Raw genomic sequence first — 18,649 nt, 5'->3', positions numbered from 1 at the left:
TCGGCGAGGGTACAACGGAAGCGCTGAGCGAATGGAATGCCTGGGATCAGTGGCGCTCGGGCGCGTGATGCCGGTCGGAAGGCGTGCGGCGCGGTGCCGGATGCGAAGGACTCGTGCGGTCCGGCTCCCACAGCGAGGTGGTGACCCCGCCGACATGGGCCCGGGTGTAGGGCCCCAAGCCGGCGTCCTCGGCGCCCAGCAGCAGGGCGCCTGCAACCGCAGCCATGGCGGTGCCGGAGGTGATGAGTTGCCTGGGCCTGTTGAACATGGTGTCGCTCCCGGGGGGCACCCACGCGCGCATTGGAGGTGCAGGCACCAACGGTAGAGCCTCCACCCGCAGGTTGCCATCCCCAAATGGAGTGAAACCGTGTAGGACGATGCCGATACTTTTGCCAAATGGGCGTCGCGCCCACCGCTGTTCCGGGGTTCGTCACGACAAGGGGCCACGCACACTCTGTTCAGGGTCGGAACGAACCATTGAAGGGAGAACAGCAAATGAACCTCTTGCCACGCTGGGCCTGGCTGCGAGCGGCCACGCGCCCCGCCGCCCGGACGGACACACCGGATGCCGCCGACATGGGCACCGCCTTCGGCCTCGACGCGAGTTTCCGCGACCTGCCCGAAGCGGCCCGCCAGCTGCCAGCTGGCGGTGCCGCCCCCCGCCTGTCCCGGCACACCGGGTTGCCGCGCCGGGATTGAACGATCCCGTACAGGGTGAACCGATGCGTTCACCCTGGCCGCCTGGCCGCTCAGCGCACCAGCAGCACCGGGGTCTCGCAGTGGCCGAGCACCTTCACGACCACCGAGCCCATCAACAGGGACCCGAGGCTGCCGTGGCCGCGCGAGCCCATCATCAACAGGTCGAACTTGCCCGACGTGGCCGTCTTGCCGATCACGTCCGCGGCGTGGCCCACCTTGGCCACGAACTGGGCGTTCAGGCCCTCCTTCTTGAAGAACGCGCGCACGGGCTTGAACACCTTCTCGGCCTCGTCGTCGTAGTAGGACTGGAGCAGCTCCTTGTCGACGCTGGCGGCGGCACGGGCAGGCACCGCCGCGACGACGGTCAGCACCACGAACTCCTGGTGGCCATCGATGAACTCGCCATGCGAGGCGATGTAGTCGAGCACGCGGCGGGTGTACGGACTGCCGTCGGCAGCGATGAGGATCTTCATGGAAACTCCTTCGGAACGTGATGACGCCCAGTGTGGCACGCGATCGTCAACGCGCGGCACCGGCTGAATGCGGTGCGTTCGATCTGCGCAATCAGCCGGGCAGGTCGACGGAGAACGCGGGCGCGAACGTGGCCTGCTCGCCCTTGGCGGCATAGCCCAGCGGGTTGGCCACCACGCGGCACGACCAGGGCTTGCCGCCATCGTCGCCAGACACGGTGTAGTCGACGGGGCAGTGTAGGTGGCCGTGCATCCACAGGTCGGCCAGCGGCAGCAGTTCGTCGAGGTCGTTGCAGAACCCCGCGGTGCCGGGCACGAGGCCGTAACGCGGGTCCGCGCTGCGCAAGCTCGGGGCGAAGTGGGTGACGACGGCCGTGGTGCCATCGAACGGGGTGGCCAGTTGCGCGCGCAGCCACTGCTGGCTTTCGAGCGACAGCTCACGCCAGGCGTCGGCCAGCATGGGTTCACCGTGGCGCAACGACGTGTGCTTGCGCAGGTAGAAGTTGGCGGCGCGGAAGGCCTTCTCGCGCTGGTCGAGTTGGCGCGCCAGCAACGATGCAGGTGAGCCGCCACTCGATGCGCGGGGGGCCAGCGCATCGAAGTCGCTCCACAGGGTGGTGCCCACGAACCGCGTGCGCCCGATCACCACCACCTCGCGTTCGAGCCACGTGATGCCGAGCCGCGCGCAGGTGTCCTGCAGGCGGCGGTGCGCGGGGTCGAATTCGAGGCCGTCGTACTCGTGGTTGCCGGGCACATACAGCACCGCGGGCCACGTCTGCGGGTGCAGCCGGGGAGAGAACTGCGCGAGCCCGAAGTCGTCGTCGGGCAGGCGCGAGCCCCTCTGGTACGACCCGACGTCGCCCGCCAGCACCAGCACGTCCACGCCGGGCGTGGGCTGGGCACGGAACGACGGATCGCGCTCCAGGTGCAGGTCCGACAGGAGCTGGACCTTCATGCCTCGCCTCCCGGCGCCGTCAGGTGGCGCCGTGGCACTGCTTGAATTTCTTGCCGCTCCCGCACGGGCACGGGTCGTTGCGGCCCACCTTCGGCGCGTCGCGGCGCACCTGTTCCACCTTGAACCGCTCGTCGCGGGTCAGGTCGGCCAGGTCGGCCACGGTGACCACCAGTTCCTCGATGGCATCGTCGAGCGTGGCGAGCGGATGTTCCTTGTCGAGCACCGCCACCACCTCGCGCTCCTCGTCGGTTTCCGTGGGCAGGTGGCGGTACAGGCGGGCGAGAGCCGCCATCACCGCGTCATCGGGCATCTCGGACAGGTCCGGGAAGCTCAGTGCAGCGTGCTGGAAGCCGGCCACCCACGGCATCAGCGGCTGCGACACCTCGCTCAGGCCGGCCAACGGGTCGATTTCACCCTCGGGGATGGGTTCGCGCGGGTTCTCGTCGTCGAACTCGAGCACCAGCGGGTTGAACCAGCCGTCTTCGATGATGGCGTGGTTGAGGGCGTGGTACCGGCGCAGCGTGAGCGCGGTGACGCGGTCGCGCCACGTGGGGTCCACGTCGTCGGGCAGCGGCTGGCCGTCGAAGTCGAACACGAACGGCAGCCACACCGCGGGCTCCAGCAGCACGGGCTGCACGAGCACCCCGCACAGGAAACCGTCCAGCATCACCGCATCGACCGGGGTCAGCGGCTGCGGGGTCTCCAGCAGCAGGTCGTCGAGTTCGGCGAACTCTTCGTCGGTCAGGTCATGGGCGGTGGAGGCAACAACGGGCGGCGGCATGGCGGGTCTCGGTCAACACAAACGGCCCCCATTGTCTTACGAAGCGGGCCGCCGGTTCGTGAGTTGCTCCGCGGCGGCGACCAGCCGGGCGCGCAGCCACTGGTGCGCCGGGTCGTCGTCGTGGCGCAGGTGCCAGAGCGCCTCCACGTGGATGCGGGCCAGGCGCAATGGCAGCGGGCGCTCCACCACCGAGGCCTGGTAGCCGGTGGCCTCCACGAACGACGCCGGCAGCACGGTGAGCAGGTCGCTCTGGGACACCACCCGCCCGGCCGTGAAGAACTGGTTCACCGTGAGCACGATGCGCCGCGACCGGCCGAGCGCGATCAGCGCCTGGTCCACGAAGCCGTGCGGGCGGCCGGAGAAGCTCACCAGCAGGTGGTGTGCGTCACAGAAGGCGTCGAGGGTGAGCGGCTGCTTCGACAGCGGGTGCCCCCGGCGCATCACGCAGACGTACTCGCTCTGGTGCAGGCGGCGGTGGCGCAGCGTGGCCTCCGCCCCTTGGGCCATCAACGCGGCCACCGCCTCTGGAAAGTAACCCACGGCCACGTCCACCTCGTCACGCTCCAGCAGGCCACGGGGGTCGCGGGTGGTGAGCGGCACCACCCGCAGGTTCACCTGGGCCTGGTGCATCTCGATGTCGGCGATGACCGACGGCAGCAGCGTGGCCGCGGTGGCGTCGGCGGTGGCGATGCGGAAGTTGGCAGCGTCGGTCTGCGGGTTGAAGTCCTTGCGTTCGAACGCCCCCCGCAAGGCACCCAGCGCGACACGGACCTGGGGCCACAGCCGCTCGGCGTAAGGCGTGGGGCGCACACCGTGGGCCTCTCGCGTCAGCAAGTCCTCACCCACCGAATCCCTGAAGCGCTTCAACGCATTGCTGACCGCGGGTTGGGTCAGTGCCAGGCGTTCCGCTGCACGCGTGATGCTGCGTTCGGCCATCACGGCATCGAACACCCGGAGCAGGTTCAGATCGAGCGTCAGGAAGTTCACGGCAGATATAAGCGTTGTGTATATCTATCCTTCACAGATTCAATTTGCGCGAACATGGGGGAAACCCTAATATCTCGACCATGCGCTGACCGAAGTCGGTCCGCCAACCTAACAAGGAGTTCACCATGAACACCACGACGATGAATCTGCAAGTTCCCCAACAACGCACCGCTCCCCGCGGCGCGGCCGTCCTTGGCAACCTGTTTGCCAGCCTGCTCCAGTCGTTCCGTGCGGCCCCGGCCGAACGCAACGCCGAGCGCGACGTTCGCCGTGCCCGCGCACTGGCTGCTGAATGGGCCGTCCGCGACCCGCGCAGCGCCGCCGACCTGTCGGCCGCGATCGACCGCTTCGAAGAGCAAAACGGCCTGTGAGCCGGTGACCCACCCGGTGCGTCCGTGAAGGACACCGGGTTCGGGGCGCTGGCGTAGTGCCGGAGCATTCCGGTGACCACGTGGTGCGGCGTGGTGGCGCCTCGACCGCTAGATGCAAAAAAGGCCTCGCGTTGCGAGGCCTTTTGCGTTTGGCGGTGCCTGATCAGGCCGCGAGGCGCTGCTCGAGCTTCGCCTTCGTGGCCGTCAGTTCGGCCGGCAGGTGGTACGCCAGCTGGGCGAACAACTCGGCGTGCAGGCCGAGTTCGTTCTGCCAGGCCGCCTTGTCGATGCCGGTGACCTGGTCGAACTGGGCCTTCGTGAAGTCAAGGCCGGTCCAGGTGATGTCTTCGTAGCGAGGGGTCACGCCGAAAAGGTTCTCTTCGCCCTGGCCCTTGCCGTCGGCACGTTCGAGGATCCACTTCAGCACGCGCATGTTGTCGCCGTAGCCCGGCCACACGAACTTGCCGTCGTCGCCCTTGCGGAACCAGTTGACGCAGAAGATCTTGGGCACCGGGGCACCCGATGCCTTCAGCTTGGCGCCCAGGTTCAGCCAGTGCTGGAAGTAGTCGCTCATGTTGTAGCCCATGAACGGCAGCATCGCGAACGGGTCGCGGCGCACCACACCTTGCTGGCCTGCGGCGGCGGCGGTGGTTTCCGAGCCCATCGTGGCAGCCATGTAGACGCCTTCGTTCCAGTCGCGCGCCTCGGTGACGAGCGGCACGGTGGTGGAACGGCGGCCGCCGAAGATGAACGCGTCGATGGGCACGCCGGCGGGGTTGTCCCACTCGCTGTCGAGCGCCGGGTTGTTCAGTGCACCCACCGTGAAGCGGGCGTTCGGGTGCGCGGCCTTCGCGCCGGTTTCCTTGGCGATCTGGGGCGTCCAGTCCTTGCCCTGCCAGTCGATGGCGTGGGCCGGCGGGGTGTCGGTCATGCCTTCCCACCAGACGTCGCCGTCGTCGGTCAGTGCCACGTTCGTGAAGATCACGTCGCGGGTCAGGCTGGCCATGCAATTGGCGTTGGTCTTGCTGTTCGTGCCCGGGGCCACGCCGAAGTAGCCGGCTTCCGGGTTGATGGCGTACAGGCGGCCGTCGGCACCCGGCTTGATCCAGGCGATGTCGTCGCCGATGGTGGTGACGCTCCAGCCCTCGAAACCGGCCGGCGGGATCAGCATCGCGAAGTTGGTCTTGCCGCAGGCGCTCGGGAAGGCGGCGGCCACGTGGCGTTTCTGGCCGTCGGGCGACGTGACACCCAGCACCAGCATGTGCTCGGCCAACCACCCCTGGTCACGGCCCATCGTGGAGGCGATGCGCAGCGCGAAACACTTCTTGCCCAACAGTGCGTTGCCGCCGTAGCCGGAGCCATAGCTCCAGATTTCCTGGGTTTCGGGGTAGTGGACGATGTACTTGGTGGTGTTGCAGGGCCAGCTGACGTCCTTCTGGCCGGGCTCCAGCGGGGCACCGACGGTGTGGACGCACGGCACGAAGCTGCCATCCTCGCCGAGGACGTCGAGCACGGCCTTGCCCATGCGCGTCATGATCTTCATGTTGACGGCCACGTACGGGCTGTCCGACAGTTCGACGCCGATGTGGGCGATGGGCGAGCCGAGCGGGCCCATGCTGAACGGCACCACATACAGCGTGCGGCCGCGCATGCTGCCCTTGAAGAGGGCGTTGTCGCCGGTCTGCAGCAGTTCGCGCATCTCGGCCGGGGCCATCCAGTTGTTCGTGGGACCGGCGTCTTCCTTCCTGGCCGAGCAGATGAAGGTGCGGTCTTCCACCCGGGCCACGTCGCTCGGGCTGCTTTGCGCGAGGTAGCTGTTGGGGCGCAACTCGGGGTTCAACTTCTTGAAGGTGCCGGCGGCCACGAGTTCGCCGCACAAGCGGTCGTACTCGGCGGTGCTGCCGTCGCACCAGTAGACCTCACGCGCCTCGGTGAGGGCGGCGACATCGGCGACCCAGGAGATCAGGCGGTTGTTCTTGACATAGGCAGGGACGTTCAAGCGCAGACCCTCCAGCTTCGGTTGGTTCATGGTGGCTCCAATCAATAAAAAGACAAAAACGGGATCGGGCGAGCCTCGTCCGCACCTGCTGTGAGCAGGCGTCCTGGGGGGCTCGCCCCATGCCGCTTCGGGCCTTCCGGCCGTTGGGTGGGGCCAGGTCATGAGGTCTCCGCCGGGTAAAACGGACGACCGTAAAATCATTGTCTGCCGATTGTCTGCCTTGGGTCAGCACCGCGACACGGGGGGTCATGCAAGATCTGCATAAAGCCATGCCACCGGGCGTCGCGGGTGTTCGGCAAGTGAAAGTTTCAGTTCATCATGTGGAATTGCCCAAGGGCAGGCCCCACGTAAAAACACGCTCGTGCAACGAAAACGCGCCCGAAGGCGCGTTGCAGGAAACACACAGGCGAGGTGGGGTCAGGTCACCGGGGCCGGGTTGAACAGCACCAGGGCGTTGTGCAGCTTCCACTGCTCGGCCCAGGTCTTCTTGCCGCTGGCCACGTCGAGCATCAGGCGGAACATTTCCCAGCCCACGTCGGCGATGGTGGCGTCGCCGTCGGCGATCCGGCCGGCGTTCACGTCCATCAGGTCGTGCCAGCGGCGGGCGAGGTCGGTGCGGGTGGCCACCTTGATGACCGGCACCTCGGCCAGGCCGTACGGCGTGCCGCGGCCCGTGGTGAACACGTGCAGGTTCATGCCGGCGGCCAGTTGCAGCGTGCCGCAGATGAAGTCGCTGGCCGGCGTGGCGGCATAGATCAGGCCGCGCTGCGCGAGCTTGTCGCCCGGCGACAGCACGCCCGAGATGGGCGACGAGCCGGACTTGACGATCGAACCCATCGCCTTCTCGACGATGTTGGACAGCCCGCCCTTCTTGTTGCCGGGCGTGGTGTTGGCGCTGCGGTCCACGCGGCCCTTGTTCAGGTACGCGTCGTACCAGGCCATCTCGCGGATCATCGCCTCGGCCACCTCGGGGGTGGTGGCGCGTGACGTGAGCTGGTCGATGCCGTCGCGCACCTCGGTGACTTCCGAGAACATCACGGTGGCGCCGGCCCGCACCAGCAGGTCGGTGCAGAAGCCCACCGCGGGGTTGGCGGTGACCCCCGAAAACGCGTCGCTGCCACCACACTGGACACCCACGACCAGTTCGCTGGCCGGCACGGTTTCGCGGCGGCGGCGGTTCAGGCGCTCGAGGTGCATCTCGGCCGATTCGAGCACCGAATCGATCATCGACAGGAAGCCCACGTGTTCGGCATCCTGCAGGCACACCACGTCGAGTTCGGTGTCTTCACCGCGCTGGTCGGTGATGGGAATGGAACCGGGCGGCAGCAGGCGGTCGGGCTGCAGCTTCTCGCACCCGAGGCTCACCACCATCACCTCGCCGCCGAAGTTGGGGTTGAGGCTGATGTTGCGCAGCGTGCGGATCGGGATGATCGCGTCGGGGGCGTCGATGGCCACGCCGCAGCCGTAGGTGTGCTCGAGGCCCACCACGTCGTCGACGTTCGGGTACTTCGGCAGCAGCTCGGCCTTGATGCGCTTGACGGCGAAATCCACCACCCCGGCCACACACTGCACGGTGGTGGTGATGGCAAGGATGTTGCGCGTGCCGACCGACCCGTCGGCGTTGCGGTAACCCTCGAAGGTGTAGCCCTCGAGCGGCGGCTGGGCGGGCGGCTTGACGGTGGCGATGGGCAGGTTGTCCAGCTCGCGCGCGTCGGGCATCCTGAGGAGCTTCTCGTGCACCCAGCTGCCGGCCGCGATGGGCTTGGCCGCGTAGCCGATGGGCACGTCGTAACGCCGCACCACGGCACCTTCGGCCAGGTCCACCAGCGCCACCTTGTGCCCCTGGGGCACGTGGTCCTTCAGCACCAGCCCCTCGGGCAGCACGGTGCCGGCCGGCAGGCCCCCGTCGTTGGCGACGATCGCGACGTTGTCGGCGTCGTGCATCCGGATCGTGTGGGGCGGGCGGGCGGCGGGCTGGTCCATGGGGTACGGCTCGGTCAAACAGGAATAGGCAGTTCGTTGTAGGTTGTCATACAACGAATGCCATCGTGCGGCACCCGGGGATCGGTGTCAAGGAACCCCGGGGCCGCCCGATCACGCCTGGGTGTAGGCGGTCTTGACGGTGGTGAAGAACTCCGCGGCGTAGCGGCCTTGTTCGCGCGGGCCGTAGCTGGAGCCCTTGCGGCCGCCGAACGGCACGTGGTAATCGACACCTGCGGTGGGCAGGTTCACCATCACCATGCCCGCTTGCGCGTGGCGCTTGAAGTGCGTGGCGTGCTTGAGCGACGTGGTGGCGATGCCCGAGGCCAGGCCGAACGGGGTGTCGTTGGCCATGAACAGGGCTTCTTCGTAGTTCCTGGCCTTCTGCACGCTGACCACCGGGCCGAAGATCTCTTCGCGGTTGATGCGCATCGACGGCGTGGTCTCGGCAAACAGCGCCGGGGACATGAAGTAGCCAGGCTGGCCGTCGGCATTCGTGGGGATGGCCTGGCCGCCGGCCACGAGGCGGGCGCCTTCGGCTTGGCCGATCTGCACGTACTCGAGGTTCTGCGCGAGCTGGCGGTCGTCGACCACGGGGCCGATGTCGGTGCCGGCCTTGCGGGCGTCGTCGACCTTCAGCGTCTTGATGCGTTCGGCCACGGCGGCCACGAACTTGTCGTGGATGCCTTCGGTGACGATCACGCGCGACGAGGCGGTGCAACGCTGGCCGGTGGAGAAGTAGCCGCTGTCGACCGCGCAGTTGACGGCAACCGCGAGGTCAGCGTCGTCCAGCACGACGAACGGGTTCTTGCCGCCCATCTCGAGCTGGAACTTCGCGAAGCGCGACACGCAGGCCGCCGCGACACGCTGGCCCGTGGCCACCGAGCCGGTGAAGCTGATGGCGTTGACGCGCTTGTCCTCGAGCATCGTGGCGCCCACTTCGGTTCCACGGCCCATCACGAGGTTGAACGCGCCGGCAGGCACGCCGCTGCGCGAGATGATCTCGGCCAGCGCCCAGGCCGAGCCCGGCACCAGTTCGGCCGGCTTGAACACCACGGTGTTGCCGAAGGCCAGCGCCGGGGCGATCTTCCACGCCGGGATGGCGATGGGGAAGTTCCACGGCGTGATCAGGCCCACGACACCGACCGGCTCGCGCGTCACCTCGACGCCCACGCCGGGACGCACGGAACCCAGCACCTCACCGGCCTGGCGCAAGGCCTCGCCAGCGAAGAACTTGAAGATGTTGCCGGCGCGGCCGACTTCACCGATGGCCTCGGGCAGGCGCTTGCCTTCCTCACGGGCCAGCAGGTCGCCGAGCTCGGCCTTGCGGGCCAGGATCTCGGTGCCGATGGCGTCGAGCGCGTCGAAACGCTGCTGCGGCGTGCTGAGGCTCCAGCTGCTGAACGCATCCTGCGCGGCGGCGATCGCCGTCTGCGTCTGCGCCGCGTCGGCGAGGGCGTACTCGCCGATCAGGTCGCGGGTGTCGGAGGGGTTGATGTTGCGCGTGGTGCGGGGGCCATCAACCCAGGCTCCGCCGATCAGGTTCTGTTTCATCGTGGGTTCCGGGTCAGGTGGGTTACTGGGGGCCGAGGCGGGCCATCAGGGCTTGCAGGTCCTCGTATTCCTTCGGCTTCAGGTCCGACAGCGGCGGGCGAACCGGGCCGGCGGAGTGGCCGATGATTGTGGCACCGGCCTTCACGATGCTGACGGCGTAACCCTGGCCGCGGTTGCGGATGTCGAGGTACGGCAGGAAGAAGTCCTTGATCAGGCGGTCGGTGGTGGCGAGGTCACCGGCGGCGTAGGCGTTGTAGAACTCGATCGCGGTCTTCGGGATGAAGTTGAAGACGGCCGACGAGTACACCGGCACGCCGAGCGCACGGTAGGCGTGAGCGAACACTTCCGCGGTGGGCAGGCCGCCGAGGTACGAGAAACGGTCGCCGAGGCGCTGGCGGATCGACACCATCAGTTCGATGTCGCCGATGCCGTCCTTGTAGCCGATCAGGTTCGGGCAAGCTTCGGCCAGGATCTCGAGCGACGTGGGGGTCAGGCGCACACCACCGCGGTTGTAGACGATGACACCGATCTTGACGCTGGCGCAAACGGCCTTCACGTGGGCGATCAGGCCCTCTTGCGAGGCTTCGGTCAGGTAGTGGGGCAGCAGGAGCAGGCCCTGGGCACCGGCCTTTTCAGCAGCCTGGGCGTACTGGATGGCGAGCGTGGTGCCGCCGCCGGCGCCGGCGACGATGGGCACCTGGCCACGGCAGGTCTCGGCGGCCACGCGGACCACCTCGGTGAACTCGCCCGGCTCGAGCGAGAAGAACTCACCGGTACCACCGGCCGCGAACAGCACCGTGGCGCCATAGGGCATCAGCCATTCGAGGCGCTTCGCGTAGGCGGTCGGGTTGAATTTGAGGCTGGCATCGAAGTCGGTCAGCGGGAAGGACAGCAGACCGGTCGACAGCGCTTTTTTCAGCTCTTGGGGATTCATGGAAATGCTCCGAATGGGGACCCGCGACATTCGCAGGCAAAGGCGTGCACCACCGGCACGTTGTATGTCATCGTACAACTAACGCCCGGAAACGCAAGCGGATTTTATTGTGGTTATCACCGATGCCTGGGGAAAAGGGCCGCCGGATGATCGCACCTCGTGCCTTCGTTGTCTGACAACATACAACGGAGCGAGTGCTTGGCCCGATTCTTTGTGGAGTTCCCGATGTCCGCTCGCCGTTCCTTTCTTGTCCGATTGACTTGCGTGGCCGGCGGCCTCGCATGGGCTGCCCCGTCCTTTGCCCAGGACACCTGGCCCGCCAAGCCGATCAAGCTGGTGGTGCCGTTTGCCGCGGGCGGCACGTCGGACATCCTGGCCCGCCACATCGGCGCCCAGCTCCAGACGGTCCTCAAGCAGACGGTGATCGTCGACAACAAGGGCGGCGCGGGCGGGGTGATCGGCGCGGACAGCGTGGCCAAGTCTCCGGCGGACGGCTACACGCTGCTGCTCGGCACCATCGCCACGCACGCGATCAACCCGGCGCTGTCGCCGAAGATCCCGTACAACGCCGCGAAGGACTTCAGCCCCATCCTGCTGCTCGGCAGCATCTCGAACGTGCTGCTCGTGACCCCCACCGAACCCGCCAGGAACGCGAAGGAGCTGATCGCCCGCGCGAAGGCGAAGCCGGGCTCGATCGCCTTCGCCTCGGCCGGGCAGGGCACCTCGCAACACATGTCGGGTGAGATGCTGAAGCTGCTCGCCGGCGTCGACGTCCTGCATGTGCCCTACAAGGGCAGCGGCCCCGCCATCCAGGATGTGATCGCCGGCCAGGTGCCGATGAGCTTCGAGACCGTCACCGTGGCGCTGCCCCACATCCAGGCCGGCAAGGTGCGCGCGCTCGGGGTGACGTCGTCCAGGCGCAGCCCCGCGCTGCCCGACGTGCCCACACTGCAGGAAGCAGGCGTGGCCGGCTTCGACGTGGCCAGCTGGCAGGGCCTGTTCGCCCCCGCGGGCACCCCGCCGGCCATCGTCAACCGGTTGAACAGCGAACTGCAGAAGATCATCGCCAACCCGGAGACCAAGGCCAAGATGGACGCCCTGGGCCTGATCTACTCGCCAAACTCGCCGAAACAGTTCGCCGACTTCCAGCTGGCCGAGCAGGCCAAATGGGCCAAGGTGGTGAAGGACGGCAACGTCAAACCGGATTGAACGCCATGACCACACGCCACCGGGTGCTCCAGAAGGGCCGACTTCTGCCCGGGCTGGCCGGCGAACCCGACCCGGCGGCCTACCTGGCCGCACAGGGCCACACGTTCACCGGCCTGGTCACGTCCGCGGTGTTCGGCGCGGACGCCGCGCTGATCGAGGCCCTGCCGTCGTTGCAGGTGATCTCGAGCTTTGGCGTGGGCACGGACTCCCTCGACCTGGCCGCCGCCGCCCGGCGTGGCATCGCGGTGGCCAACACGCCGGACGTGCTGAACGACTGCGTGGCCGACCTCGCGTTTGCACTGATGCTGGACGTGGCCCGGGGTGTCAGCGCGGCGGACCGGTTCCTGCGCCGCGGCGAATGGCACCAGGGGCGTTTCCGCCTGGGCCAGCGTGTGAGCGGTCGCCGGCTCGGCATCGTGGGGCTGGGGCGCATCGGACGCACCATCGCGCGGCGTGCGGCGGGCTTCGACATGGCCGTGCGGTACCACAGCCGCCGGCCGGTGGACGGGGTGGATTGGGTCCACGAGCCTTCGCTGACGGGCCTGGCCGAGTGGTGTGACTTCCTCGTGGTGATCGTGGCCGGCGGCGCGGGCACGCGGCACCTGATCGACATCCGGGTGCTGGACGCGCTCGGGCCCGAGGGGTTCCTCATCAACGTGGCCCGCGGCAGCGTGGTGGACGAGGCCGCCCTGGTGCACGCCCTGCAGACCGGCCGCATCGCAGGGGCCGGGCTCGATGTGTTCGAGGCCGAGCCGAACGTGCCGGCCGGGCTGCTGGGCCTGGACAACGTGGTGCTGCTGCCGCACATCGCCAGCGGCACGGCACAGACGCGAGGTGCCATGGCCGACCTGGTGCACGAGAACCTGCGGGCGTTCTACCGCGACGGCCGGGTGCAGACGCCGGCCTCCTGACGGGCTCTGCCTCTCAGGCCAGTGCCTCGTCCTCCGGGGCGAGGAACCGTTCGGCCGCGTCTTCCGGCGCGGTGCCCCGCTCGGATTCGTTCGCCCACAGCGTGGCGGCGAACACGTCGCAGTCGGCGGTGGTGAGCCGCGGTTCCATTTCCTGGAGGCGGTCGCTGCAGACCTCGCACCAGGCCCACCCGGAAGGGGAATCCGGGGTCACACGTCCTCGATTCATGGCGAACTCCTGAGTGCAGCGGCAAGAGCCGCAATCTATCGGCCCGCGGCCCGGCCCGCACCTGCCATGATTTACAGCTTGCCGCCGCCGGGATCGTAAGATCCACCCCATGAATCGCCGTCCCCTCCTGATCTCCCTGCTGGCCGCCGCCTGGGCGCCCGGCGTGCGCGCTGCGCAAAAGAAATCCATGTCCGACCCGCTGCTGCTGGGCGTCGAGCAGTCGCTCGTCGACTCCGGCCTGGCCGCTGCGTTCCAGCGCGCCTTCGGACGCGACACCGGCATCGTCGTCAAGATGATGCCCGGCAGCAGCGCCTCGGTGCTGGCCGCGCTTGAACAGGGTGAGGTCGATGCGTCGATGACCAACGCCCCCGACATCGAGCTGAAGCTCGAGAAGCAGGGCCTTGCCCACGACCGCCAGCGCGTCGCCAGCGGTGACCTGGTGCTGGTGGGCCCCGTCGAAGGCAAGGGCAAGAAGGCCGTCGACCCCGCCGGGCTGCTGGGCGAACGTGACATCGGCGCGGCGCTGTTCCGCCTCGCGCAGGCGCAGGCGAAGTTCGTGGCCCCGGCCGACGGCAGTGGGGCAAACCTCGGTGAACTGGCGCTGTGGCGCGCGGCGAAGGTGGCCCCCGCCGCACCCTGGTACAGCAAGACCCCGGCAAACGGCGACGCGGTGGCCCTGGCCGCCTCGCAAGGCGCCTACACGGTGGTCGAACGCAGCATCTGGCTGAAGCGCTCCACCAAGCCGCTGGCCATCGTGGCCGAGGGCGACGCGCGCATGGCCAACGACGTGCACGTGATGCGGTCGTTCCGGGTGAACCACCCGGCGGCCAAGCTGTTTGTCCAATGGGTCTCGGGCAACAACGGCCGCCGCGTGGCGTCCGCGGTGCGGGGCTGGAAGTCGCCGGCGTGAGCCAGCCCACCCTGCTCAGCGTCAACCGGGCCCTCGCCACCGAGATCGAGATCGGTGGCCGCCCGGTGATGACAGGCATCCACAAGCGCCCGGTGGACGGGCCGGTGGCCGTGCGGCCCCTGGGCCTCGACGGCGACGAACAGGCCGACCTGTCGGTGCACGGCGGCTTGTCGAAGGCCGTGTACGCGTACCCGAGCGAGCACTACCCGTTCTGGCAGACCGTGCGCGCGCAAGCCAAGGCGGCCGAATGGAACGCCGCATTGCCCCACGGGGCGATGGGCGAGAACCTGACCATCGCCGGCCTGCTCGAATCCCAGGTGTGGATCGGCGACCTGCTGAAGTTCCCGAACTGCACGCTGGCCGTCAGCGAACCCCGGTTCCCGTGTTTCAAGTTCAACGCGGCCATGGGGTTCAACCAGGCCGTCAAGCTGATGTCGGCCAACGGCTGGTGCGGCTTCTACCTCGCGGTGCGCGAGCCCGGCACGGTGACGGCCGGCGAGGTGTTCGAGGTGATCCCCGGCCCACGCGAGGTGGGCATCGGGGAACTCTTTCGCGCGAAGATCAAGCGCTGACGCGCGTCAGAGGGCAGGGTAGTCGGTGTAACCCTCGGCGCCACCACCATACAGCAGCTTCGGGTTCAGCGACGCGAGCGGCTTGTCTTCCTTCAGGCGGTGTACCAGGTCCGGGTTGCCGATGAACGGGCGGCCGAACGCCACCAGGTCGGCCGCGCCGGTGGACACCACGTCCATCGCCATCTGGCGGTTGTAGCCGTTGTTGACCATCCACGCGCCGGCGTCGTGCCCGGCCTTGTAGCGGGTGCGCAGCGCCTCGTAGTCGAACGGGGCCACGTCTCGCGGGCCGCCGGTCTGGCCTTCCACCACGTGCAGGAACGCGAGCTTCAGCGGCGCGAGGCGTTCCACCGCGCGGTTGAAGACGGCCTGGGGGTTGCTGTCCTGGCCCGCACCGTTGACCGGGGTCACCGGGCTCAGGCGCACGCCGGTGCGGCCGGCGCCGATCGCACCCACCACCGCGTTCATCACGTCGACGAGGAAGCGCGTGCGGTTCTCGATGGAACCGCCGAAGTCGTCGGTGCGGTCGTTGATGCTGTCGCGCAGGAACTGGTCGATCAGGTAGCCGTTGGCGGCGTGCACCTCGACGCCGTCGAAGCCGGCGTCGAGGGCGCAGCGGGCGGCGTGGCGATAGGCCTCGACGATGCCCGGCAGTTCATCGGCACGCAGCGCGCGCGGCGTGGAGGTGTCGACGAACCCCTCCTTGGTGAACACCTTGCCGCCGGCGTTGCGCGCCGTGGACGACACGGGGGCCTGGCCACCGGGCAGCAGCGAGATGTGCGAGATGCGGCCCACGTGCCACAGCTGGATCACGATGCGGCCACCTTCGGCGTGCACCGCGTCGGTCACCTTCCTCCACGCGGCCACCTGGGCCGGGGTGTGGATCCCGGGGGTGTCGAGATAACCCTGGCCCTCGGCCATCACCTGCGCGGCCTCGGTGACGATGAGCCCGGCGCTGGCGCGCTGGCGGTAGTACTCGACCGCGAGGTCGGTGGGCACGAGGCCGGCGCCCGCGCGGTTGCGGGTGAGTGGCGCCATCACGACGCGGTTGGTGGTGGGGATGTCGCCGATGCGGGCGGGGTCGAAGAGGGAGGTCATGGTGTTTCGAGGTGAAGGGTGTCTTGGTTGCGCACGATCGTACGAAATCTTCGGCGGCCGTGCTGTCCCCAGCGTGCAAGCCCTTAGAAACCGGCCAGCACCACCTTGCCCTTGGCACGGCCGCTTTCAATGAATGCGTGCGCCCGCTTCAGGTTGGTGGCATTGATGGTGCCAAACTGTTCACCGACGGTGGTGCGCAACCGGCCGGCGTCGACCAGGTCGGCCACGCGGTTGAGCAGGTCATGCTGGGCCTGCATGTCGGCGGTCTGGAACATCGGCCGCGCGAACATCATTTCCCAATGCAGCGACAACGCCTTGCGCTTGAGCGCCATCACGTCGATCGGTGTGGCGGGGTCGTCGATCAGGCCCAGGCGGCCCTGGGGCGCCAGCGCCTCGATGATCTGCGCGTAGTGCTGGTCAGTGTGGGTCAGGCTCGCCACCACGTGGACGGCACCGATGCCGGCGGCGTTCAGGCCTTCGCCCAGCGGTTTCGAGTGGTCGATCACGTGGTGGGCGCCGAGTTCGCGCACCCACTGCTGCGTCTCGGGGCGCGAGGCCGTGCCCACGATGGTCATCTTCGTCAGCTGGCGGGCGAGTTGCACGAGGATCGAGCCCACGCCGCCGCCCGCGCCGGTGACCAGCAGGGTGCCGTCTGTCCCGGCGTTCACCCCCAGCCGGTCGAACAGCAACTCCCACGCGGTGATGGCCGTCAGCGGCAGGGCGGCCGCTTCGGCAAACCCGAGCGACACCGGCATGCGGCCGGTGATGCGCTCGTCCACCAGCTGCAGCTCGGCGTTGCTGCCGGGGCGGGTGATGTCGCCCGCGTAGTACACACGGTCACCCGGCTTGAAGAGGCTGACCTGTGCGCCCACGGCCTCGACGACCCCGGAGGCGTCGAACCCGAGCACCTTCGGCTGGTCGCCGGTGGCCGGTGAACCGCGGCGCACCTTGGTATCCACCGGGTTCACCGACACGGCGTGCACCCGCACCAGCAGATCGCGCGGGCCGGGGGTGGGCGCGGGTTGCGTGATGTCGACGAGCGATTCGGCGTGGTCGATGGGGAGCGGCTGGTAGCGGGCGACGGCTTTCATGGAGGAACTCCGGTGAGATGCGATGGCGTGAACTCTACGGAGAGAGATCCAGTTTGATAATGGCAGCGAAACCAATAACACTTTCAAATCTGACGAGCAAATGAACTGGCCCGCCGACCTGCAACTCGCCCAGCTCCAGCTGTTCATCCGGCTGGCCGACGCCGGTTCGCTGAGCGCCGCTGCCCGGCAGATGCACTTGACCCCGGCGGCCGCCAGCGCCTCGCTGAAGCGGCTCGAGGCGTCGCTGGCGGTGCGCCTCGTTGAACGATCCACCCGGTCGATGCGCCTGACGCCGGAAGGCGAGTTGCTCCGCGACCACGCCCAGCGGGCGCTCGGGGTGCTCGACGATGCCCGGTCGCTGCTGGGCGCCCAGCGGGAGGAACTGGCGGGTGAGGTGCACCTCGCGTCGCCACTGGACCTGGGCCGCACCGTGCTGAGCCCGATGCTGTCGCCATTCCTCGCTCGGCACCCGAAGCTGCGGCTCGTGTTGCACCTGTCGGACGCCGTGCACGACCTGATGCGCGAGCGGGTGGACCTCGCGGTGCGCTACGGGGTGCTGCAGGACTCGTCGCTCGTGGTGCGGCCGCTGTTGGAAACCCGGCGTGTGCTGGTGGCGTCTCCCGGGTACCTGGCCGCCCACGGCCACCCGGCGCACCCCGACGACCTGGCCCGGCACAACTGCCTCGTGCTGAACCTGAAGAGCCGGCCCGAGATCCGCTGGACGTTCCACCGCGGCACCGAGACAGTCCAGGTCAAGGCCAACGGCAATCGGGTGGCCGACGACGGCGGCCTGGTGCGGGAGTGGGCGGTGGCCGGGCTCGGCATCGCGTTCAAGGCCGGACTGGACGTGCTGGCCGACCTGAAGGCGGGCCGCCTGGTGCGGGTGATGCCCGCCTGGCACGGTGACACGACGCCGGTGCAGGCCATCCTGCCCACCCAGCGGCACCTGCCGCTGCGGGTGCGGCGGCTGCTCGACGAACTCGTCATGCAGTTCGCCCGCGTCGACGACACCACAAGCAACGACAATAGCGGGTCTGCGCCACCCGATTGAGATCCGCCCCATGCTCGCCTACCGCCATGCCTTCCACGCGGGCAACCATGCCGATGTCCTGAAACACATCGTGCTCACCCGCGTGCTGCGCTACATGAACCAGAAAGACAAGCCGTACCGGTTCGTCGACACCCACGCCGGCGCTGGCGGGTACTCGCTCGAGGGGCAGTACGCGCAGAAGAAGGGCGAGTATGTCGAGGGCATTGCCCGCCTGTGGGACCGCGACGACCTGCCGGAGCTGGCCGCCGACTACGTGCAGCTCGTGCGCCAGTTCAACCCCGACGGCCGCATGGAGCAGTACCCCGGTTCGCCGGCCTTCGCCCAGATGCTGCTGCGCCACGGCGACCAGCTGCGCTGTTTCGAGCGCCACCCCACCGACCACCGCATCCTGGCGTCGTTCCTCGGCGAGATCAAGGGCGCGGAGGTGCGCGACAGCGACGGTTTCGACGGCCTCAAGGGCCAGGTGCCGCCGTCGAGCCGGCGTGCCGTGGTGCTGATGGACCCGTCGTACGAAGGCACGGGCGACTACGGCCGGGTCATCGCGTCGCTGCGCGAGGCCATCGAGCGGTTCGTCGACGGCGTCTACATGGTCTGGTACCCGCAGGTCAGCAAGCTCGAAGCCGCCCAGTTGCCGCGCCGCCTGGAAACGCTGGCCCCGAAGGGCTGGCTGCACGTGCGCCTGACGGTGCAGTTGCCCGACGCGCAGGGGTTCGGCCTGGCCGGCAGCGGCATGTTTATCATGAACCCGCCGTACACGCTGCACGACGAACTGGTCGGGTTGATGCCCTATCTGGTCAACGTGCTGGGGCAATACGATGAGGCGTCGTACCTGATCGAACAAAAAGCCGCCTAGG

At 68.3% G+C, this 18,649-nt stretch carries 20 protein-coding genes; 8 read left to right on the top strand and 12 right to left on the bottom strand.

The features are described 5' to 3' along the window. Positions 1-46: 46 nt before the first annotated feature. Positions 47-268 carry a hypothetical protein gene (locus ASC87_RS10360; protein ID WP_157603954.1) on the bottom strand — a complete coding sequence of 74 codons (222 nt, stop codon included), beginning with the start codon at positions 266-268 and terminating at the stop codon, positions 47-49. 227 nt (positions 269-495) lie between these two features. Here ASC87_RS10360 and ASC87_RS10355 point away from each other — a divergent pair, with 227 nt between their 5' ends. After that, positions 496-699, top strand: coding sequence for a hypothetical protein (locus ASC87_RS10355; protein WP_056660553.1), 204 nt, complete (start codon positions 496-498; stop codon positions 697-699). Positions 700-749: 50 nt separating this feature from the next. Here ASC87_RS10355 and ASC87_RS10350 read toward each other — a convergent pair whose 3' ends face one another. From ASC87_RS10350 to ASC87_RS10335, 4 genes are all read right to left on the bottom strand, one after another. Beyond that, complete coding sequence (locus tag ASC87_RS10350) at positions 750-1,172, bottom strand: universal stress protein (protein ID WP_056660552.1); 423 nt, start codon at positions 1,170-1,172, stop codon at positions 750-752. 91 nt (positions 1,173-1,263) lie between these two features. Beyond that, positions 1,264-2,124, bottom strand: coding sequence for a metallophosphoesterase (locus ASC87_RS10345; RefSeq protein WP_056660546.1), 861 nt, complete (start codon positions 2,122-2,124; stop codon positions 1,264-1,266). A 19-nt stretch (positions 2,125-2,143) separates the two neighbouring features. Then, positions 2,144-2,905 (bottom strand): YecA family protein, encoded by a 762-nt coding sequence (locus ASC87_RS10340; protein ID WP_056660542.1) that lies wholly within the window; start codon positions 2,903-2,905, stop codon positions 2,144-2,146. Between the two features lie 36 nt (positions 2,906-2,941). Continuing rightward, a complete protein-coding gene (locus ASC87_RS10335; protein WP_200954341.1) occupies positions 2,942-3,892 on the bottom strand; it encodes a LysR family transcriptional regulator in 951 nt (316 codons plus the stop codon). Positions 3,893-4,017: 125 nt separating this feature from the next. Between ASC87_RS10335 and ASC87_RS10330 the strand changes: the two genes are divergently transcribed. Then, entirely contained in the window at positions 4,018-4,263 is a 246-nt protein-coding gene (locus ASC87_RS10330; protein WP_056660539.1) for a hypothetical protein, read from the top strand. 163 nt (positions 4,264-4,426) lie between these two features. Here the strand turns inward: ASC87_RS10330 and ASC87_RS10325 are convergent, their stop codons facing one another. From ASC87_RS10325 to kdgD, 4 genes are all read right to left on the bottom strand, one after another. Further along, positions 4,427-6,292, bottom strand: a complete 1,866-nt coding sequence (locus tag ASC87_RS10325; RefSeq protein ID WP_056660533.1) for a phosphoenolpyruvate carboxykinase (GTP) — start codon at positions 6,290-6,292, stop codon at positions 4,427-4,429. A gap of 387 nt (positions 6,293-6,679) precedes the next feature. Further along, complete coding sequence (garD, locus tag ASC87_RS10320; RefSeq protein WP_056660530.1) at positions 6,680-8,245, bottom strand: galactarate dehydratase; 1,566 nt, start codon at positions 8,243-8,245, stop codon at positions 6,680-6,682. A 111-nt stretch (positions 8,246-8,356) separates the two neighbouring features. After that, positions 8,357-9,796 carry an aldehyde dehydrogenase family protein gene (locus tag ASC87_RS10315; RefSeq protein WP_056660527.1) on the bottom strand — a complete coding sequence of 480 codons (1,440 nt, stop codon included), beginning with the start codon at positions 9,794-9,796 and terminating at the stop codon, positions 8,357-8,359. A gap of 22 nt (positions 9,797-9,818) precedes the next feature. Then, positions 9,819-10,730, bottom strand: coding sequence for a 5-dehydro-4-deoxyglucarate dehydratase (gene kdgD / locus ASC87_RS10310; RefSeq protein WP_056660524.1), 912 nt, complete (start codon positions 10,728-10,730; stop codon positions 9,819-9,821). 225 nt (positions 10,731-10,955) lie between these two features. On the opposite strand from kdgD, the gene ASC87_RS10305 reads away from it, so the two are divergent. Next, positions 10,956-11,939, top strand: a complete 984-nt coding sequence (locus ASC87_RS10305) for a tripartite tricarboxylate transporter substrate binding protein (protein ID WP_056660521.1) — start codon at positions 10,956-10,958, stop codon at positions 11,937-11,939. Positions 11,940-11,944: 5 nt separating this feature from the next. Continuing rightward, the gene (locus ASC87_RS10300) at positions 11,945-12,850 is read left to right on the top strand and encodes a 2-hydroxyacid dehydrogenase (RefSeq protein ID WP_056660518.1); all 906 of its coding nucleotides are present in this window, start codon (positions 11,945-11,947) and stop codon (positions 12,848-12,850) included. 13 nt (positions 12,851-12,863) lie between these two features. On the opposite strand, the gene ASC87_RS31765 is transcribed toward ASC87_RS10300, so the two are convergent. Beyond that, complete coding sequence (locus ASC87_RS31765) at positions 12,864-13,076, bottom strand: hypothetical protein (protein ID WP_157603953.1); 213 nt, start codon at positions 13,074-13,076, stop codon at positions 12,864-12,866. 109 nt (positions 13,077-13,185) lie between these two features. Between ASC87_RS31765 and ASC87_RS10295 the strand changes: the two genes are divergently transcribed. Further along, complete coding sequence (locus ASC87_RS10295) at positions 13,186-13,986, top strand: substrate-binding domain-containing protein (RefSeq protein WP_056660515.1); 801 nt, start codon at positions 13,186-13,188, stop codon at positions 13,984-13,986. Next, positions 13,983-14,558 carry an MOSC domain-containing protein gene (locus tag ASC87_RS10290; RefSeq protein ID WP_056660512.1) on the top strand — a complete coding sequence of 192 codons (576 nt, stop codon included), beginning with the start codon at positions 13,983-13,985 and terminating at the stop codon, positions 14,556-14,558. The genes ASC87_RS10295 and ASC87_RS10290 overlap by 4 nt, the downstream gene beginning before the upstream one ends. Before the next feature lie 6 nt (positions 14,559-14,564). On the opposite strand, the gene ASC87_RS10285 is transcribed toward ASC87_RS10290, so the two are convergent. Both ASC87_RS10285 and ASC87_RS10280 read right to left on the bottom strand, forming a co-directional pair. Continuing rightward, positions 14,565-15,653, bottom strand: coding sequence for an alkene reductase (locus ASC87_RS10285; RefSeq protein WP_056660510.1), 1,089 nt, complete (start codon positions 15,651-15,653; stop codon positions 14,565-14,567). Between the two features lie 83 nt (positions 15,654-15,736). Continuing rightward, positions 15,737-16,744 carry a zinc-binding alcohol dehydrogenase family protein gene (locus ASC87_RS10280; RefSeq protein WP_056660507.1) on the bottom strand — a complete coding sequence of 336 codons (1,008 nt, stop codon included), beginning with the start codon at positions 16,742-16,744 and terminating at the stop codon, positions 15,737-15,739. A gap of 100 nt (positions 16,745-16,844) precedes the next feature. Between ASC87_RS10280 and ASC87_RS10275 the strand changes: the two genes are divergently transcribed. After that, entirely contained in the window at positions 16,845-17,795 is a 951-nt protein-coding gene (locus tag ASC87_RS10275) for a LysR family transcriptional regulator (RefSeq protein ID WP_056660504.1), read from the top strand. Between the two features lie 10 nt (positions 17,796-17,805). Beyond that, positions 17,806-18,648: a 23S rRNA (adenine(2030)-N(6))-methyltransferase RlmJ gene (locus ASC87_RS10270; RefSeq protein WP_056660501.1), complete on the top strand. Its 843-nt coding sequence runs from the start codon at positions 17,806-17,808 to the stop codon at positions 18,646-18,648. Position 18,649 lies beyond the last annotated feature (1 nt).

Origin of the sequence: Rhizobacter sp. Root1221, assembly GCF_001425785.1 — a bacterium.
Taxonomy (GTDB): Bacteria; Pseudomonadota; Gammaproteobacteria; order Burkholderiales; family Burkholderiaceae_C; genus Rhizobacter.
The sequence above is the reverse complement of the archived record's forward strand: the minus strand, read 5'-3'. Positions and strand labels throughout refer to the sequence as shown.